The sequence below is a fragment of the Spirillospora sp. CA-128828 genome (assembly GCF_050945415.1).
Classification (GTDB): Bacteria; Actinomycetota; Actinomycetes; order Streptosporangiales; family Streptosporangiaceae; genus Spirillospora.
On sequence record NZ_CP191986.1, the window covers coordinates 7,926,233 to 7,942,929 of the forward strand.

The 16,697-nt window shown below is 67.6% G+C and carries 20 protein-coding genes; 10 read left to right on the forward strand and 10 right to left on the reverse strand.

The genetic code is table 11. From position 1 onward, the window contains the following. Window positions 1-7 precede the first annotated feature (7 nt). Window positions 8-697: an IS3 family transposase gene (locus ACQPXG_RS38145; RefSeq protein WP_433470119.1), complete on the forward strand. Its 690-nt coding sequence runs from the start codon at window positions 8-10 to the stop codon at window positions 695-697. Here the strand turns inward: ACQPXG_RS38145 and ACQPXG_RS38150 are convergent. Then, the gene (locus ACQPXG_RS38150; protein WP_433470120.1) at window positions 594-1,994 is read right to left on the reverse strand and encodes an IS30 family transposase; all 1,401 of its coding nucleotides are present in this window, start codon (window positions 1,992-1,994) and stop codon (window positions 594-596) included. The genes ACQPXG_RS38145 and ACQPXG_RS38150 overlap by 104 nt on opposite strands. A gap of 106 nt (window positions 1,995-2,100) precedes the next feature. Between ACQPXG_RS38150 and ACQPXG_RS38155 the strand changes: the two genes are divergently transcribed. After that, window positions 2,101-2,331, forward strand: a complete 231-nt coding sequence (locus ACQPXG_RS38155; protein WP_433464007.1) for an integrase core domain-containing protein — start codon at window positions 2,101-2,103, stop codon at window positions 2,329-2,331. A gap of 67 nt (window positions 2,332-2,398) precedes the next feature. On the opposite strand, the gene ACQPXG_RS38160 is transcribed toward ACQPXG_RS38155, so the two are convergent. Both ACQPXG_RS38160 and ACQPXG_RS38165 read right to left on the reverse strand, forming a co-directional pair. Then, on the reverse strand, window positions 2,399-3,178 hold the full coding sequence (locus ACQPXG_RS38160) for a methylenetetrahydrofolate reductase (RefSeq protein ID WP_433464008.1): 780 nt from the start codon (window positions 3,176-3,178) through the stop codon (window positions 2,399-2,401). Window positions 3,179-3,364: 186 nt separating this feature from the next. Next, a complete protein-coding gene (locus ACQPXG_RS38165) occupies window positions 3,365-3,841 on the reverse strand; it encodes an NUDIX domain-containing protein (protein WP_433470121.1) in 477 nt (158 codons plus the stop codon). Window positions 3,842-4,341: 500 nt separating this feature from the next. Between ACQPXG_RS38165 and ACQPXG_RS38170 the strand changes: the two genes are divergently transcribed. Continuing rightward, window positions 4,342-4,671: a histone-like nucleoid-structuring protein Lsr2 gene (locus ACQPXG_RS38170; protein WP_433464009.1), complete on the forward strand. Its 330-nt coding sequence runs from the start codon at window positions 4,342-4,344 to the stop codon at window positions 4,669-4,671. A 364-nt stretch (window positions 4,672-5,035) separates the two neighbouring features. Here ACQPXG_RS38170 and ACQPXG_RS38175 read toward each other — a convergent pair whose 3' ends face one another. From ACQPXG_RS38175 to ACQPXG_RS38195, 5 genes are all read right to left on the reverse strand, one after another. Continuing rightward, window positions 5,036-5,587: a PIG-L deacetylase family protein gene (locus ACQPXG_RS38175; protein ID WP_433464010.1), complete on the reverse strand. Its 552-nt coding sequence runs from the start codon at window positions 5,585-5,587 to the stop codon at window positions 5,036-5,038. Window positions 5,588-5,831: 244 nt separating this feature from the next. Then, a complete protein-coding gene (locus ACQPXG_RS38180) occupies window positions 5,832-6,296 on the reverse strand; it encodes an aminoglycoside phosphotransferase family protein (RefSeq protein WP_433470122.1) in 465 nt (154 codons plus the stop codon). Next, window positions 6,259-6,729, reverse strand: coding sequence for a hypothetical protein (locus ACQPXG_RS38185; RefSeq protein WP_433464011.1), 471 nt, complete (start codon window positions 6,727-6,729; stop codon window positions 6,259-6,261). The genes ACQPXG_RS38180 and ACQPXG_RS38185 overlap by 38 nt, the downstream gene beginning before the upstream one ends. 564 nt (window positions 6,730-7,293) lie before the next feature. Next, window positions 7,294-8,229: a hypothetical protein gene (locus tag ACQPXG_RS38190; RefSeq protein ID WP_433464012.1), complete on the reverse strand. Its 936-nt coding sequence runs from the start codon at window positions 8,227-8,229 to the stop codon at window positions 7,294-7,296. Between the two features lie 396 nt (window positions 8,230-8,625). Further along, a complete protein-coding gene (locus ACQPXG_RS38195) occupies window positions 8,626-10,011 on the reverse strand; it encodes a hypothetical protein (RefSeq protein WP_433464013.1) in 1,386 nt (461 codons plus the stop codon). 164 nt (window positions 10,012-10,175) lie between these two features. Between ACQPXG_RS38195 and ACQPXG_RS38200 the strand changes: the two genes are divergently transcribed. The 5 genes from ACQPXG_RS38200 (at window position 10,176) to ACQPXG_RS38220 (ending at window position 13,405) form a co-directional block, all read left to right on the forward strand. Continuing rightward, entirely contained in the window at window positions 10,176-10,964 is a 789-nt protein-coding gene (locus ACQPXG_RS38200) for a hypothetical protein (RefSeq protein ID WP_433464014.1), read from the forward strand. A 14-nt stretch (window positions 10,965-10,978) separates the two neighbouring features. Then, window positions 10,979-11,767, forward strand: coding sequence for an aKG-HExxH-type peptide beta-hydroxylase (locus tag ACQPXG_RS38205; RefSeq protein ID WP_433464015.1), 789 nt, complete (start codon window positions 10,979-10,981; stop codon window positions 11,765-11,767). 48 nt (window positions 11,768-11,815) lie between these two features. Further along, on the forward strand, window positions 11,816-12,505 hold the full coding sequence (locus tag ACQPXG_RS38210) for a putative 2OG-Fe(II) oxygenase (protein ID WP_433464016.1): 690 nt from the start codon (window positions 11,816-11,818) through the stop codon (window positions 12,503-12,505). Beyond that, window positions 12,502-13,140 carry a hypothetical protein gene (locus ACQPXG_RS38215; protein ID WP_433464017.1) on the forward strand — a complete coding sequence of 213 codons (639 nt, stop codon included), beginning with the start codon at window positions 12,502-12,504 and terminating at the stop codon, window positions 13,138-13,140. The genes ACQPXG_RS38210 and ACQPXG_RS38215 overlap by 4 nt, the downstream gene beginning before the upstream one ends. A 61-nt stretch (window positions 13,141-13,201) precedes the next feature. Continuing rightward, window positions 13,202-13,405: a hypothetical protein gene (locus ACQPXG_RS38220; protein ID WP_433464018.1), complete on the forward strand. Its 204-nt coding sequence runs from the start codon at window positions 13,202-13,204 to the stop codon at window positions 13,403-13,405. Window positions 13,406-13,608: 203 nt separating this feature from the next. Here the strand turns inward: ACQPXG_RS38220 and ACQPXG_RS38225 are convergent, their stop codons facing one another. Continuing rightward, complete coding sequence (locus ACQPXG_RS38225) at window positions 13,609-14,505, reverse strand: hypothetical protein (RefSeq protein WP_433464019.1); 897 nt, start codon at window positions 14,503-14,505, stop codon at window positions 13,609-13,611. Window positions 14,506-15,127: 622 nt separating this feature from the next. On the opposite strand from ACQPXG_RS38225, the gene ACQPXG_RS38230 reads away from it, so the two are divergent. Then, complete coding sequence (locus tag ACQPXG_RS38230) at window positions 15,128-15,484, forward strand: STAS domain-containing protein (RefSeq protein WP_433464020.1); 357 nt, start codon at window positions 15,128-15,130, stop codon at window positions 15,482-15,484. 206 nt (window positions 15,485-15,690) lie between these two features. On the opposite strand, the gene ACQPXG_RS38235 is transcribed toward ACQPXG_RS38230, so the two are convergent. Beyond that, window positions 15,691-15,948 (reverse strand): hypothetical protein, encoded by a 258-nt coding sequence (locus ACQPXG_RS38235; RefSeq protein WP_433464021.1) that lies wholly within the window; start codon window positions 15,946-15,948, stop codon window positions 15,691-15,693. A 355-nt stretch (window positions 15,949-16,303) separates the two neighbouring features. Here ACQPXG_RS38235 and ACQPXG_RS38240 point away from each other — a divergent pair, with 355 nt between their 5' ends. Continuing rightward, window positions 16,304-16,513, forward strand: a complete 210-nt coding sequence (locus tag ACQPXG_RS38240; protein WP_433464022.1) for a hypothetical protein — start codon at window positions 16,304-16,306, stop codon at window positions 16,511-16,513. Window positions 16,514-16,697: the final 184 nt, after the last annotated feature.

Genomic DNA, 16,697 nt, shown 5'->3' on the forward strand with positions numbered 1-16,697 from the left:
CTACTCGCTGGTCCGTGAACTCGCCGCCGACTCGATCCCGGTCGCGGTGGCCTGCCGAGTATTGAACGTCTCCACCTCGGGATACTACGACTGGCTCGGTCGACCCGAATCACCACGCACACTGCGCAACAAGGAACTCGCCAAAATGATCCGCGAAATCCACGCCGAATCCCGCGGCAGTTACGGCTCGCCCCGGGTGCACGCCGAACTGACGCTCGGGCTGGGCGAGCGGGTGAACCGCAAGCGAGTGGAACGGCTGATGCGCCAGGCCGGCCTGCAGGGCGTCTACCGCCGGCGAGGCCGCCGCAACCTGGTCAACGCCGCGACCGAGGAGGACCTGGTCCGGCGCCGCTTCGATGTTGTCGGCCCCGACCGGCTCTGGTTGACCGATATAACCGAACATCCCACAACGGAAGGGAAACTGTACTGCGCTGCTGTGATGGACGCCTATTCCAGGCGCATCATCGGCTGGTCGATCGATGCTCGCCAGGACACCGATCTGGTCATCAATGCGCTCGCCATGGCCGTCACCCGGCGCAGCCCGCCACCGCGCTCGACCATCCTGCATTCCGACCACGGAACGCAACTTGGGCTCAACCGGTCGTCGCAACACCGGTTTCCTGGACCGATAGTAGATGCTCGTTCAGGGCCTCGGCGGGTGTCTTCCACCCGAGTGTCTTGCGGGGTCTGGAGTTGAGGGCGTGAGCAACGGCTGCGAGTTCTTGCTCGTCCCATCTCGATAGGTCTGTGCCTTTGGGGAAGTATTGGCGGAGCAGGCCGTTTGTGTTCTCGTTCGTTCCTCGCTGCCAGGGGCTGTGCGGATCGGCGAAGTAGACGGCCAAGCCGGTGTCGATGCGGAGTTGGGCGTGCTGGGCCAGTTCCTTGCCGCGGTCCCAGGTCAGCGAGCGGCACAGGTGCTCGGGCAGAGTGGTGATCGTGGTGGCGATCGCGTCTTTCACGGCCTCGGCGCCGCGGCCGGCCAGAGCCGGACCGTTCTTCACCGGCGGCTGGATTCCGTGGCCGTCCATCCGCGGCAGGTGCAGCAGCATGGTGAACCGTGTCGTGCGTTCCACCAGCGTGCCGATCGCGGACCGGCCGGTGCCGATGATGAGGTCGCCTTCCCAGTGGCCTGGAACGGCGCGGTCCTCGACCTCGGCCGGCCGTTGACTGATCAGCACCTCGGGGGTGACGTGCCCACTGGCGCGCTGCCTGGAGCGGGCTCGCGGGACCCTCAGGGCGCGGCCGGTGCGCAGGCAGGCGACCAGTTCGCGCTTCAGAGCACCTCGGCCCTGGATGTACAGGGCCTGATAGATGGCCTCGTGAGAGATCCGCATCGTCTCGTCCTGGGGATAGTCGACCTTCAACCGGTTGGCGATCTGCTGCGGACTCCAGCCCCTCACCCAGCATCGGTCTTGGCGCCGGGGCTTGTTGCGGCCCTTCCACTCCGGCACCCATGGCCCCGCAGCGATCAACCCGTCCGGGGTGCGGATCGCGCCGGACAACCGGTCCTGGACGTAGTCGCGCAGCTGATCGTTGGCCAGAAGCTTCGCCGTCTTCGGCCGCCTGGCTCGGCGCTCAGCGTGCCACTGCGCCACCGACGCCCGGTACTCCACCGAGTACGTCCGCGTGGACGCGTTCCGCCGAAGCTCCCTGGAGATGGTCGACGGCGAACGCCCCAGGCGCCGCGCGATCTCCCGCACGCCCACCTGCTGAGCACGCAACAGCGCGATCTCTTCTCGCTCCGCGAACGACAGATAACGGCCCGACACCGTCGGGGCTAGACACGGTCCCACCCCGCCAGCCTGGCGAAACCAGCGCGTCCCCACCGCCTGCGACACACCGATCTCGGTCGCGGCATCCTCCGAACTCGCCCCCCGCGCGATCGCCCGCCAGAACCGGACACGGTCCTCACGCCACGCGACCGTCGGCCGCCCCGGCGAGGGAATCTGCCCGCGATACAAACGGACAGCCTCCTGACGCTTCCCCAAACCCACCAGCACCACCTCCGGCTACGAGGTGTTGCGACGACCAGTTGAATCCGCCCAATACACGTCCTGGGCTTTCGGGAAGCGCCTTCGGGACGCCGGGCTGCTCGGATCGATGGGCACGGTCGGTGACTGCTACGACAATTCCATGATGGAGTCGTTCTGGGGGACGATGCAACTGGAGTTGCTCGACATCCGGACCTGGAAAACCAGGAAAGAGTTGGCCAGCGCAGTCTTCGAATGGATCGAATGCTGGTACAATCCCCATAGACGTCATTCCAGTATTGGAATGCACAGCCCCGTCACGTTCGAAGGGCTCAACCTACCCTCAGACGCCCACGAGTGACCTCACCGTCGGTCTCCGTGCTGTGGGGGGAACCTCAAACAGCGCACGCCCACGGGAGAACCCTTGATCACAGATGTTGTTCGAGGCGAGCGGCAACCTGCCGGTATCTGCTGACCGGCACCAGATGCACACCGTCGAAAGCACCGCTGTCGCGGATGGCCAGGACCTGCTCGCATGCAGCATCCACACCGGCGTTACGATCCCGCTCAACAGCGGTGACCAGATCGTCGGGGATGGCGATATCGGGAATCTTCGCCGCTAGATTGCGAGCCATGCCCGCGCTGGCCAGTACCATCACCCCGGCATACACCGGAGCATCCACCTCGACGCTGTCGCGCCACCGCAGCAGGTTCTCCACCGAGTAGCTGACCTGCGCGAACACAAAATCGGCCCGGCCCTTCCAGGCGGGAAGAGGACGCAGCCCCGAGGTGACACCAACTCGGAACGGCGAGCACGCCTCAAACGCCGGGTCCTCGGCCGCACCACGCGCTTCTTCGATCATGGTCCGCACGGTCAGTTCGCTGGTCCGGTCACCCGCGGTGGGCTTGTCGCCATAGACGAACAAGAACCGGTCCACCCCATATGCGGCGGCTGTGAGCAGGTCCCGGCGGAACCCCAGCAGGTTACGGTCCCGAGAATTCAAGCACGCGATCCCAGCGGCACCCATCGCCCGCACCTCGTGGGCGACCGCCACGCTCGACACCGTCGCCCGGCCGATGTGATTGTCGGGGATCAAGAACGAGTCGGCCACGGCGGTCAGCACACCGATCTGGTGCCGCACCCGCGTCAGGTCCGGACGGGTAGGAGGCTCGATCTCACAGATCAGCTCGAAACGACGATCGGGCATCCCCCGACCCTACCGCCAGCCCTCAACCCGAGGCATTCGGACAGTTCTGATATCCGACGGTGCCGTTAACATCAGCTGCGGCCGGTGGTGCGGGGCGGTGCGGAGACGATGCAGGAGGTGTTCGGCGAGCTGCTGTCTGCGGCATGACCGGATCCCGGGGCTGCATCGGTTCGGAGGTAAGGGTGTTCAGGTGATGATCGGGCCGCTGCCGGGCCGCAGGATGTGCTCGATCCGCAGCCGCATCGACCTGTCCATCGTGAGCCCCCGAACCTCGTCCGGGGGGATCCACTGCACCTGGCTGGACTCATCGCTAGGCGTCAGGCGGCCGCCGACCGGCCGGGCGGTCAAGACGATGGAGAACTCCTGCCGCACTTCGTCGTTGCTGGTGTAGTGGATGACGTGGCGAGGGTCGGAGTAGATCCCCACCAGGCCAGTGACTTCGCAGTCGATCCCGGTCTCTTCACGGGTCTCCCGGATGGCGGCCTGGGCGACGGACTCGCCGAGGTCGATCGCGCCACCTGGAAGAGCCCAGTTGCCGTTGTCGGTGCGGCGGATCAACAGGAGCTCGCCCGCGTCTTTGGTAACCGCGACGTTCACCGAGGGAACCAGACTGTTCGCCTGCGGTGCAGCCGGATCATCGAAGTAGTCGTAACGGCGACTCATGATCGTTCCACCTGTATTGGTTGGCGCCAGCTCCTCCAGACAAACCGCGAGCAAGAGGTCATGGCTCCTGATGCCTTCCCCGTATCTGCGGAGTCCTCATTCCGGTCCAGGTCCGGCAACTGGCAATCCCGCAGAGCATGGCGTCCAGTGGTAGGACCGCCACCGGCTACGACGGCCCGTCGAGTGAAATTCTGGAGGCTCAGTCTCCTACCGTCATACCGCCAAGCAACAGTAAGCCTCCGGCTGTTCCGGGACATACCGCACGACGGTACTTCACCCAGCCGGGCGGTGGACGCCAACGTCAGAGGGCGCGGGCAGCATTCACCTGGTTCCTCGTGGGCCTGGAGTCCAGGGCCCCGGGCCGCCATAACGTCCGGCTGGAACGCAGAGACTGCTCTTCTGCGTAGGGTGCGGAATCTTGTTTGGCTTCTCCTGGCCAACCCGTGTGTCTGAGTCGGCTACGGTTAAGGTACTCGTAAGTTGACATGAGGGAGAAGTAAATGGCCCAGCAGGTGCGAGTCACCATGACAGACGACCTCGACGGCAGCGAGGCCAGCGAGACCGTGTCGTTCGCCGTCGACGGCAGAGAGTACGAAATCGACTTGAACGAGAAGAACGCGAGCGAACTCCGGAGCAGCTTGCACGCTTACATGGAGAGTGGTCGCCGGCTCAAGGGGACTCGGCGCGGAAAGGCTTCATCCCACAAGGGCGCTAGCAGCCGTGAACGCTCCGCTGAGATCCGCGAGTGGGCGAAGAACCACGGCATCAAGGTCAGCGACCGTGGCCGGATCCCGGTCAACGTGATCGAGCAGTACGAGGCTGCGCACTAGCTTCGGGTTCGGCGAATTCCAATATGGGCCTTCTTCGGGGACTTAGTGGTCCACGCTCGCTGTACTGCCTGCCGCACGCTGAGACGGTGCGAGCGGTTGAGGGCGCGGAGTTCTGGGAGGGCGGGCAGGTGGCCAAGATCGCGCGTACCCACGTATGACCACAGGCCCGCCCCGTCGCGCAGGAAGCATCGCCTAAACCCACGTGGTGGGCGGCCGGTGGGCGGCCACGGAGGGCCACTCCGGCGGCATCGGCCATGGTGTTACATGAGGCTTACGCTGCGTCATTTAGCCCGGGGAGGCCACATGAGGAAACCTTCTTACCGTTCTCGGATTCATCTGACAGATCTTAGAACGGTCGCGTCAATCACACCTCAGCGAACTCCACATGTCGGGTGATTTGAAAGAGTTCTCCGCAATTGACCTGCGCCGGGAAGCGTGCGACGACCCGGTGATGGATGAATTGGCGGTACGTGACTTCGGCCAGGCGCTGGAAAACGTCCATATCCAGCTGTTGCTGAGAGGTGAAGCACCGGAGTGCTTTCTCTTTGACTCGAAGGAGCTCGGGGGTGCCCATGAAGACGAACGTCGGCTCGAAACCGGTGCTGTAGGGCGATCGGAAGTACCGCAGGTTGGCGGTCTCTCGCAGCGCGACCGCTGTTACCTCGGCTGCGGTGGTGACGTGGTCGAGGTGTTGGTCGTCCGGGTAATGGGTGTAGACGACGTCTGGTCGGGTGTCGCGGAAGACCTTCGACAGAGTGGTATGGATGGCGCTCCGGTGCTCAACCAAGCGGGTGTCGGGGATCGAGGAGAAAGTGTACTCATCGATCCCCAGCAGGCTTGCCGCAGCCAGGCATTCCTCTCGCCGCACTTGGGTGCTTGAGAGGGGGTTGGGTGTGCCCGTGGTCAGGCAGTGCACGTGGACTCGGGCGCGCGGGCGTACCAGTGCATGCGCATGCCCATCGCGATCTCGGCGTCGTCGGGATGGGCCACCACAATGAGTACGGTCGTCATAGCGTTCCTCACGCGGGGCTGCGCGTCGTCATGAAGGCGCTGTACGGCAAGGCGGATGGGGTCGGATCGGTCGATACCCGGCATCAAGCGCAGCTGGAGCACGGAAGTCCCTGACTACGGGAGCGGGAGAGGTGCCGGCACCTTGGTGGTTAGGCGTGGGCGCGTGCGAGGTTGCCGAGTGCGTTGCGGCCGCGGTCGATGAGCACCTGCTCGTTGTTGGCCAGGCCTGCGGATAGGTAGGAGACGGCGAGACGGCTCGTGATCAGGAGCAGCGCCCGGTACTCTTCTGCGGCCGGCTGGCGTCCGTACCCGGTGACGAAGGCGTCCCGTAGGTCGGGGCGGGTTGGCCATACCGCCCCGAACAGCCAGACCATGTCCTGGACCGCCAGGGCGTGTTCGGCCATTTCGAAGTCGATCAGCCCGAGGGTCTGCTTCTCTGAGCTCCACACCCAGTTTCGGGGAGAGAAGTCGCCGTGCAGGTAGACCAGCGGAAGATCCGTGGCCAGTGCAGGCAGGTCCCGGGCTACTTCACCCACCAGGGCCCGCTCGGCGGCGGTCAGATGGCCGCCGATGCTGTCAAGGCAGGCCGCCGCTTCGAAGGCATGGCCGGCCATGGAGGCCACGACGCGCTCTCGTGCGTGCGTGCGTGGGGACGGGGGCTGGGTAGTCGTGCCAGCGTCGCAGCAGCCGTCCGGCGAGCTGGTGCACCTGGACTTCCGCCGCCGGGGCGAGGGACAGATCACGGACGACGCTCCCGGAAAGTGCCGCCGTCAAGATTGCCCGCAGGTCGGGGTCGGTGGCGATCAGTTGGGGGGCCTCGTCGTGGTCGAGGGCGGCAGCCGCATGCTGGTAGGCGTTCATCTCGCGGGTGTAGCTGTCGGCAGAAGGGCTGATCTTGACGTAGGCCGTGGTGGTGCTGGCCTCCAGGCGCCACACTCGCGACTCGGTACGGGGCCAGGACGCATCGGTGGTGGCGGCCACGTCGGGCAGATGGTCTGCCAGCCAGCGGTGCAGGTCAGCGGGCAAGGATGCGGCATCGAGTGTCATGATGCTTTCCCTGGTATCACGATGGGCACGGGATAGACGGGGCCGCGGCTCGGCCACGTTCACCGCCCGCCTCGGCATCCGACCACCAAGAGACCCCGGCCTTGGACCCGGCCGGTCGCAAGCTCAACCGACGGGCCAGGCAGTCCGCACGATGACGCGCGTGTGCTCCTTGTCCGCGACGAGATGACCATCGACGTCCGAGACCGTCCCGGACGGATGAGCCCTGATCCAGGTGGTCGGTCAGTGACCGGCCGTCTCGATCCCGGGCGCGGATCCGGCCGCCGAGTCGGTCGGCCAGGTCCATGCCCTGGGGACCGTACGAGCAGACACCAAGCTCGTAGGTTCTCCGTCCGTCGTTGCTACGGAACGCTTCCCGCATCGTGAGATAGGCGAAGGTGCCCTGACCGAACACCGTCATGCTGCCCCAGCGGTACGTGGGCTCGACCAGGCCCTGCTCGACCGCGCTTCGCTGAGTGTTTGTGAGGACAACCGACTGTGCGGTCGACTCGGTTGACCGGCCCCAATACGGTCCCACGTGTAGGCCCAGCCCTGGGGACGTCGCAACTACGCTCCCGACGTCCCCGGCAGCACCGTGACGCCATAGGACGCCAGAACACTGCCCAGGGCACCACTGACTATCGGTGAGTTCAGAATGCCGATGGCGACGCTTCCCCATCGCTGGACTCGGCTTGGGTCAGGTTCGCCATCGCCAGCTTCCTGTTCAAGGCGATCAGCCGTCTGCATGAGCTCTTGTATCTCAGCCTCGGGTAGGCCCAGCACCGGCGCCGCCTGGCGTAGGGCTCGCGCGAACATCACGATCTGAGATGGATCAACGCCGTTGACGACGGAAGCACTCATCGTGAAGTCTCGACTATTAGCGGCAATGTTGCCGGAATTGCTCCCTATATGGAAGACAGGGCCACTGGCTTGATCGTTGCGCCGTTCATACTTGTCCACATCTCCCCCATACTGCTCAACACAGTCGTCCCCTTGCCAGGTGGTCAAGAATTGCGGAAAAATCCCCGTGTAACGCACCTCTCCGACCTTTTCGATCAACCCCTTGCTGAGGAGATATGCGACTGCACGTTCGATTTCCCAACGCAGAAAGCTGGTTCCCTCAAATCGAGATCCATCCGTTCCGAGGAAGTGATCTATAAGGGGCGGCTTCGCACCCTCCCTCTTCAGCCGCCATAGCCATTCGAGGATTGCGCGACGGACGGCAGCGGCCCTTAAAATCGGGTCATCCCGCTTCGCTTGTCGAGCCCTCAACAAGTTTGCGCCCGTGGAAGTCAAGCAGACTTCCAAGGCTTCAGGTGATCGCGAACTGTGACTGAGTAGCCCGCGCTCCATTCCGAATTGAAATAGCCCCCGGGCCCCTTGGGGATCTATTCCATATGCGTCAGTAAATATAGCGAGATCTACATACCCCCCAAAATTGGCGGCGTTCGCTCCGACCCAGTCAAGGGCCTCCCAGCAGAGATCTTCGAAGTTGTGCGTCATACATCCACCTCCTCCCCATATGACTCTAAGCGTTGATCGCTAGTTCTTCAGCCAGATCGAGGACTGCCCTGGTTGCTACAAGGTCACACAGCCATAAATGAGCACAAAGAACCACATATGACCGGAGCAGCCCCGGGCCGGATAGGCCGGGGCTGCTCCGGTTGATGCTTCTGTCAGCCCATACCTCTAGACCAGCGCGCGGGGCCCGCCCTCCCCCTGCGGAAGCCTGGGAGCCACACAAGGGAGCCAACCCCCCCAAGACTCCCCCCGTTGGCTCCCGACACCATCAGACACCACAGAAACGTTTCCGCAGGTCAGAGGATATCGCGCAGTCTCCATCAGACTCATCGGGGAAAGCTCTTGAATCCGGTCCGGTTGTAGCCGCTGGGAGGCGCGCTAGGCGCTGCCGCGCTTTCGACGTTGCTGAAGGATGTTGGCGACGGCCAGGTCCATCTGGCCGACCGTGGGGTCGGCTCGTGCGGTGCTCCAGCCGGCGCGTAGACGGTCCAACTCGTGGTCGACGCGAGCGGACTCCACCATCTTCAGATCGCCGTGAATGGACTTGACCGTCTGTGCGGCGGCGTCTGGCTGGTCACGGCGGACCTGCAAGGTAGCGAGCCGGGTTCCGATGAGGGCCCGGGAGCGGCGTTGGGTGTCGGGCCGGCCGATCAGGGAGGCCGTGAGGTGTTCTTCGGCCGGGGCGAGGTCCCCGGCGCTGGCCAGGGTTGTTCCGGTCTGGTGGCGGAGCGCGGCGTGTGAGTAGTAGGAGCCGCTCCAGTCGGGGGATTGGGATGAGGTTGCTCGTTCCAGGTCGCGTTCGGCGATCCTCAGCAGGCCGCGGGCGGTGCGGGTGTCGCCGGTGGCCGCGCAGGCTTCGGCGCGCATGGCGGTGCACCAGGACCGCAGCCTCGGCGGCGCGGTGGTGGGAAGGGATCGCACGGCGGCTTCGGCGATGTCGCGGCCGTGGGCTGGGTGCCCGAGTTCGACGCATTGCAGGGCCATGGCGCGAAACGTGCGTGCCTTCAGCCGGTAGTCGTCGGACTCGGCGGCGAGACGGACCGATTGGATGTAGTACTTCTGCGCGAGCCCGGAGACTCCGGCGTCCGACGCCATCCATCCGGCGAGATACGCCATCTCTGCGGCGGCGGCGAACAGGGCTGCCCGGTTCGGGCCGGAGGCGCTGCGCAGCATCGGGACGACGTGCCGTGAAAGGTAGGCGGCCACTGCTGCTCTGGCGTGACCGCCCCCGAACCGGTCGTCCATGTCCGAGAACAGCTCGGTCATCTCTTTGATGCGGGCCGCGTCGGCGGCTCCTGCCCGGGCGGGCGTGGTCCCTTCTGCGCTGCTCACCGCCTCGGCGGGTATCGCCGCGGCGGGTATCGCTGCGGCGGTGAGCGTGAACACTCCGGCGCCGAGGATGGAGCGCCGGTCCAGGTCGGTCATGTCGCATCTCCCCAGATGGTCAAGCCAGGTGGCGGGGTCACCCGCCCACGGGCTCGGCGGGGCCGTCCCGGCATCGGGCCAGCCCAGGTCCGCTGAGCCCAGCTGCGGAGCGCCGAGTATCCGGGCTGCGGCCTCCACAACGAAGGGGATCACCCGCGGGGTCGGGGTTTTTCCGGTGAGCCAGTTCGCGACGGATCCCCGGTTGTACCGGGTGACATACCCATTTTCGGCGGCGACGGTGTTGACCTGCTGGGCGAAGGCGGCGTAGGTCGCGCCGGTTCGGCGGATCACGGCGGCCAGCTCCGGGTTGGTGATCGGTTTGGTACGCGGCCTCGGCATCGTCGTTGACACCTCCCTGCCCACTATCGGGCGGCGGGCGGCGCGTGGCCAGCCTCACGGGAGGCCGGTTCCCGTTGCGTGCCGGAAGGCGTACTCGGCACCGGGCAAGGAGAGACACCGGGAGACACGCCGGCCTCTGGCCGCTGCGGGCGGCGGGGCGTTGTGTGGAAACCGCAGCGACCTCTGGTGAGCAGGCGGTGATGGCGGTGACCGAGTCGGACGTCCAACAGACCTACGAGGTGTTCTACCGGGTTCCTCGGGTCGGGCAGCTCCGGCTGTCGGACGGCGGAGGACCCTTCGGATTCGACATCCACCTGGCGCTGCTGGTGCACCAGCTGATCGACATGCTCGGATGCGACGCGATCTGCGAAACCGGCTCCTTCGTCGGCGACACCACCCACTACTTGGCGGCCCGATACCCGGACCTGCCGGTGTACTCCTGTGACATCGACCCGCGCCACGTCGCGGTCACCCGACGTCGCCTCGCCCGCCACGGCAACGCGACCGTGAAGTGCTGCGACTCTCCCCGGCTGGTCGCCGAGGTGGCTGGCCGCCACGCCCGTCCGCTGTGCTTCCTCGACGCGCATTGGGGCGCCCAGTGGCCGCTAGTGCAGGAGCTGGAGCTCCTGGCCACCCGCGCGCCGTCCGGCGGCGCGGTCGCGGTCGTCCACGACTTCGACATCGGCCACCCCCGTTTCAGCTACGACAGCTACGGCGGACGTGACTGCGGGCCCGGCCTGCTGGCCGAGCTGGCGCACCCGCCCGCGGTCTACTTCACGCCGCGGCCGGACGGGCCGTGGCCGCTGCCGTGCCTGCAGACGGGACGCCGCGCCGGCGCCGCGGTGATCGCCTTCGGGCTGGACGACACGCCGCTGCGCGACCACCCGCTCCTCGAAGTCCGGGCCGTCCCCGCACCCGCACCCGCTCCCGTTCCTGAGCCGACCGCCCGCTGAAAGGAACCCCTGTGATGGCTTCCGCCTCCGCCGCACCGGCGTTGACCCGCAAGGACCTCGCCGACCCGCTTCGGCTGCTGGACGGGCTCCCGTTCCTGGACGACGGATTCCGGTACAGGTGGCTGCTCGCCGGTGCCGCCGCCGTCCGCCACACCCAGGCCCAGCAGCAGAGCGGGGCCCGGGGGGACGTTCCTCCGCAGGGTTGGCTGACGCCTTCCGCCGTCTACGCGCTGCGGAACTCACCTCCGATGCCCGCCCGGCCGCTCACCCCGTCCCGCCGCGCCGCGATCACCAGCCGCCTCACCGAACTTGAAGGACTGGTCCCCGCTTGGGGGCCGCTGCTGCGGCTGCCCGTCCGGTACGCGCGGTTGTTCCCCGACCGGGGCGCGATCTCGGCGTCGTCGCGGGCTTGGCCGCAGCATGTGCTCCTGGCCGACGCCGCGTTCGGTACCGACGCCGAGCTCCGCGAGCAGCTCGTGCACGAGCTCGCTCACCAGTGGCTGTACCTGATCCAGGAGATGTGGCGGCTGGAGACCCCGGACGCGCCGGTGGTCACCTTGCCGTCGGGTACCGCAGGTCGAAGCCCGGACGAGGCGCTGGGTGCCGCGCACGTCGCCGCCGCCCTCATCCGCCTCTACCGGGCGACCGGAGACCACGACCGGGTGCGGACCCTGACCGGCTACGGGGCCGGGTGCCTGGACGCCGCCCGGCACCTGGCACCGGCCGGACGACTCCTCGCCGACCACATCGCCGACCGTATCGCCGCTCACCTGCCCGACCCCGGCTCGGCTCGCGCGGGATAACCCTCACGACCGGGCCGGACCGCACACCCCTAACCAGGAGAAAGGACTGTGGCTGTGACCGTGACCGATCACTCGCGCCCGGCGCACTCGTCGGCCGCCGGACCGCCGGCGTTCCCCACCAGACGGCCGGTGATGCAGATGTGGAGGACCCCCGTCTATCAGGCCGACTGCCCCGGCTCCGCCGAGCACCTCCCGGTCCTGCGGGAGATGATTCTGAAGGCGGAGAAGACCGACACCCAGGCCGCGAACTTCGGCGGGATCGACGCGATCAAGTCGTCCCAGACGATGCTGACCTGGGACCACCCGTCGATCGAGTGGCTGAAGGTCCAGATCGCCGCCGCCGGGAACGCGATGACCCGCGCGGTGCTGGGCGACGCCGCCGACGAAATCGGCGACCACGACGTCAACGCCGAAGCGTGGGCCGTGGTGTACCGGTCCGGCGGGTCCCTGCGGCCGCACACCCACCACGACTCGGCATGGTCGGGGGTGCTGTACGTCGCCGCCGACCCCAGCAGCGACACCGAGGCCGGGTATCTGCAGATGCTCGACCCGCGCCCGGCCGCCGTCGGCCGGATGGCCTCCCCCGGCGTCGTCCGCTACTCCCCGATCCCCGGCCGGATGGTCGCCTTCCCCGGCTGGCAGCCCCACTCGGTGAAGGCGACCGCGACGGACTCGCGTCTGCGGATCGCGATCGCCTGGAACATCGCCTACCACGAGCGCTGGAGCCGGATGTCATGACGCTCACCACCCCCGCCACCGACACCCCCGCCACCGGCACCGCTGCTCGCACCGGTTCTGTGCGGGACCGGCGCCCCTGCGGCGACAACGGCTCGACCGTCCGGCAGCACTGGGGCACCCCCGTCGCCGTCATCGAACTCAACCCCGCCGCGCTGCTGTCGGCCGCGGCCGCCGAGATCGGCGCCGACGGGCCCGCCCTGGAATCCCTGCCGCCCAGCGACATCATCACCGACCTCGATGCCGCAGCCGCGCAGTTCCGGGCATCGTTCGACGCGCTCGCCGACACCTACGGCCCCGACCTCGCACCCGCGATCAGCAGCGTCGACATCCAGGTGCAGGTCTGGCGGCACGGCCACGACGTGCCCGCCACCGGCCACCCCGCCGACCTGGTCGCCTGGTGGGTACTGGCGGCCAGCCCCGCCCCGACCCACACCGAGTCCGGCGCCATCGCCTTCGCCGACCCCCGCGCCGGGTCCCAGATGACCGCGATGCCCGGCCTCCCCTGGGGCCGCCAGCTGATGATCCGGCCCGTGGCCGGTGCGCACGTCGCCGTCCCGGGCTGGCTCACCTCCTCCGTCGTCCCCCTCGAACACGGCCAGTACGTCCTGGTCGCGGTCGCCGCATCCGTCCGGTAACCCACCGGCGAACTCCGCACCCTGCCGGGCCCGCCCGGCACCGAGAGGAAGGAAGATGCCCATGACGCTCCCGGAGAAGGCCGCGACCAGCCTGCGGCTGGAGGCCCCGGGCCTCGGCTACGGCCTGGACGACGGGGAGGTCGACCAGCTCCTGGCCGCCACCGACGCCGGGCTGATCGTCCCGGAGACGCCGTGCGACAAGGGAATGCAGGACAACTACGCCCTGCGCCACGACGCCACGGCGCCGCTGCCCGCGACGGCCTGACCGACACGCCCGATCCCTTGAGGTGAAGCGGCCGCGCAGATCCCGCCGCATCGCCCATGAGGGAACTGCTGATCAACCGGCCCGGCCGGAGCCCTCCCAAGAGATGCTCCGGCCGGGCTTCTCCTGTGATCAAGACAAGGGCAAGATCGCGCTGACCGATCCCAGCACCGTGGTCACCGCCTCAAGGGGTGAGCTGCTGAAGGTCAGGGATGTTTGTAGGCAGGCGGCTGCTGGTCGGAGGCCAGGGCCGCAACCTCGGCGAGAGTGAGGCCTCGTTCAGCAGCCCAGGACGTCAGTTCCGTCTTCAACCGGACTCTGTCGGCTTCCTGCCGACTTGGCGGTTGCGGGGCCGCCGGTTGCTGGAGCTGGCCCAACCAGGCTTCGGCGGCGTCGATCCCGCGCTGTAGTTGATCGGGACTGGCCTGGTCCCGCCGCCATACCCCCATGCTCTTGTTGAGCCTTTTCTGCACGGTCGGGTGGTCGAGGCCAGAGGCGCGCACGATCTGCCCCGCGAGCCGGTGAAGGTCACGACGCAGGTCGGGGCGCAAGCCAAGAGGTGGGTTGTAGTCGGCAGGAGCCCCTTGAGGTTCCAGGAGTTCAATGCCGACCTCGATCGACTCCGCACATCCATCGCAGATCGTGAAATGACCGTCGACGGGGGTTCGGCCGCAGGATACGCAGACATTCGCGCCGCAGGTGTTACATCGTGCCGAGGCGCTGTCAGCGAGGTCCTGCCCGGGGTAGGCCCGCTGTTCCGATATGCAAGGTCCGCCGGTGCACCTGGGCTCTTCAGGTGGCGGCGGATGGTCTGGCAGCCCGGCGGCGCGGCGCTCGGCGATCCTGCGTTCTTGTTCGGCCTCGACTTGAGCACGGCTTTCGGCCCGGGCGGCTTCCAGGAGAGGCTGTGGGGCGGTCCGGTCGTGCAGGCATTGCCGGCGCTCGGCCTCGGTCAGGTGCGTCCAGCATGCGACCGCCCGGTCGTGGTCAGGCCATTCCAGGGCAGGAAGTCCGTACCCCTGCCACTGCCCTGGCCAGTCGGCCGCCTCCCGCTGGCACGGGCGGCCGTCCTTGCGTCGTCGGGTGCATTTGGGCCTCAACACCGAACGCGCCTCCTGCGAGTAAGAGGGGACGAAAGCTCGCCTCAACGGTAAAGGGGGCGACGATCCCAACGGGCGGCTTTCTGCTCATAGCTCGCCGCCGTATCTGCCCAAGACCCTGATCAGGTGATCGTGGGAGCGAACAGCACGCGCGGTTCGAGGTCGAGCCGGGTGGCCGGGGCCTGGCCGGGCGGGGTGAGGTCCGCCCGGGTCGGCCGAAGGCGAGCACTCGGATATATGACCTTGCTATATGGCCTTCATATCGAGTCCGGGCGGGCCATGCGGTGGGATGGCGGGACGGAAAGGGAGGCGCCCCCCTTGAGAGGCAATCTCTGGAGGACCGTTCGAGATGTCGCACGACACGACCGCCAGGCGTGCCCGCAGGCCGCCTACCGCGCCCGCCGGGCACGCCGCGCCGAATGGGCACGCGAAACCGTCACCACCCGCGCCGCTGTGACGGATCCCGGTATCCCCTCCACTGCCCTGACCAGCCACAACAACCCACTGGAAGTGGCGACGGACTCCCCGCGCTAGGGAGACTGTGCCAGCGACCTTGCCAGTGCCCACCCCACGTGGCCAAGGGACGGCGATAATCGGGATGTCCGCCGATTGGAGGGGTGTGCACGTGACGACGCCGGATGCCGCCCCGGCCGCGCCGCGGCTGGCCATGGAGATGATCCAGGACGGGGCATGGCAGACGGTGCAGCTGCGCGGGGAGCTGGACCGGTTCACCGCGCCGGCGCTGCTGGGCCCGGTCGTCACGTTGATCGCCCAGGAGGTGCCGCCGCTGATCGCGCTGGAGCTGTCGCAGGTGTCCTTCTGCGATTCGGTAGGGCTCAACTCCTTCGTCCGGCTGTGGAAGCGCGCCGCTTCCGCCGGCGGCGAGTTGCTGCTGCTGCGGCCGCAGCAGCGGCTGGCCGACTCACTGACCCGGACCGGCATCGACCGTCACGTCCGCGTCCGCGACTCGCTCCCCGCCTGACCCCGCCGATAACGGCCGGTCGTTCTCGACGCGGTCTCGGCCCGTCTTCGTGGTCGTCTCGTCGTTGGCGCCCGCGCCGTGGTCGTCGCACGCCGGCGTGCGCTCGGTGCAGGGGTACAGCCGCGGGGTACAGCGACCGGGTACATGGGGTACACGAGATGCGGCGGATCAGGCCCGCGCCCGATGGACGGCAGGGGCGTGCTCAGTCACCCTTGCGTGGGCTCGTAACGAACGCAGGTTCCGTAAGCGACAAAGGCGACCTCGGTCACCACGCCCCTTCCGTGGCTGGTCGCCTGGGGGATCGCGGTGAAACCCACCCCTACCACCGCATCGGGATGCAGGTCCTGCACCGCAGTAGCCAGGTTCTCAAGAGCGGTCTCGGGGCTTGTGCCTGGACTGCCGACCCGGATCTGCTCCGCCTGCACCTTGTGTTGATCGCCCGGGATGAAGTCCGTTGTGTACATCGGAGTACCCACACCAACATGCTGCCCGCAGCCCGCCCATGGGGCGCTCAACCGTCGGTCAGCCGTTGGGAAACCCGCGCCGGCTGCCCAGGACGCGGCGGGTGGGAGACCGCCGTACACATCGTGGAGGCCCTGCTACCCGCCACCGGCCAATGGCCCCATGCCCAGCCGCGCGGCGTCGCGCGCTGCCCGGTGAACGGCTGGGGGCGCACGTCGCCGTCCCGGACTGGCTCACTTCCTCCGTCGCACCTCTCGAACACGGCCAGTACGTCCTGGTCGCGGTCGCCTCATCCGTTGGGCAACCCGCCGGCGAACCCCACCGCGCCGGGCATGCCCGGCGCCGAGAGGAAGAAAGATGCCCATGACGCTCCCGGAGAAGGCCGCGATCAGCCTGCGGCTGGAGGCCCCGGGCCTCAGCTACGGCCTGGACGACGGGGAGGTCGACCAGCTTCTGGCCGCCACCGACGCCGGGCTGATCGTCCCGGAGACGCCGTGCGACAAAGGGATGCAGGACAACTACCCCCTCCGGCACAACGCCAAGGCGCCGCTGCCCGCAACCGCCTGAACTCCTTCGGGTACCTGCGGGGCCGCGTAGTGCGGCGCCGTCGGGCTGGCGAGAACACCGAGCAGAGCCCCAGACGGCGGTGCTGAAACTCACACGCCCGGCCAGCGAACCGGTCACCGGTTCGCTGGCCGGGTCCGCTTGGCTGGGCAGAACCCAACCCGCGATGGCCGTGTCCACCGACTCA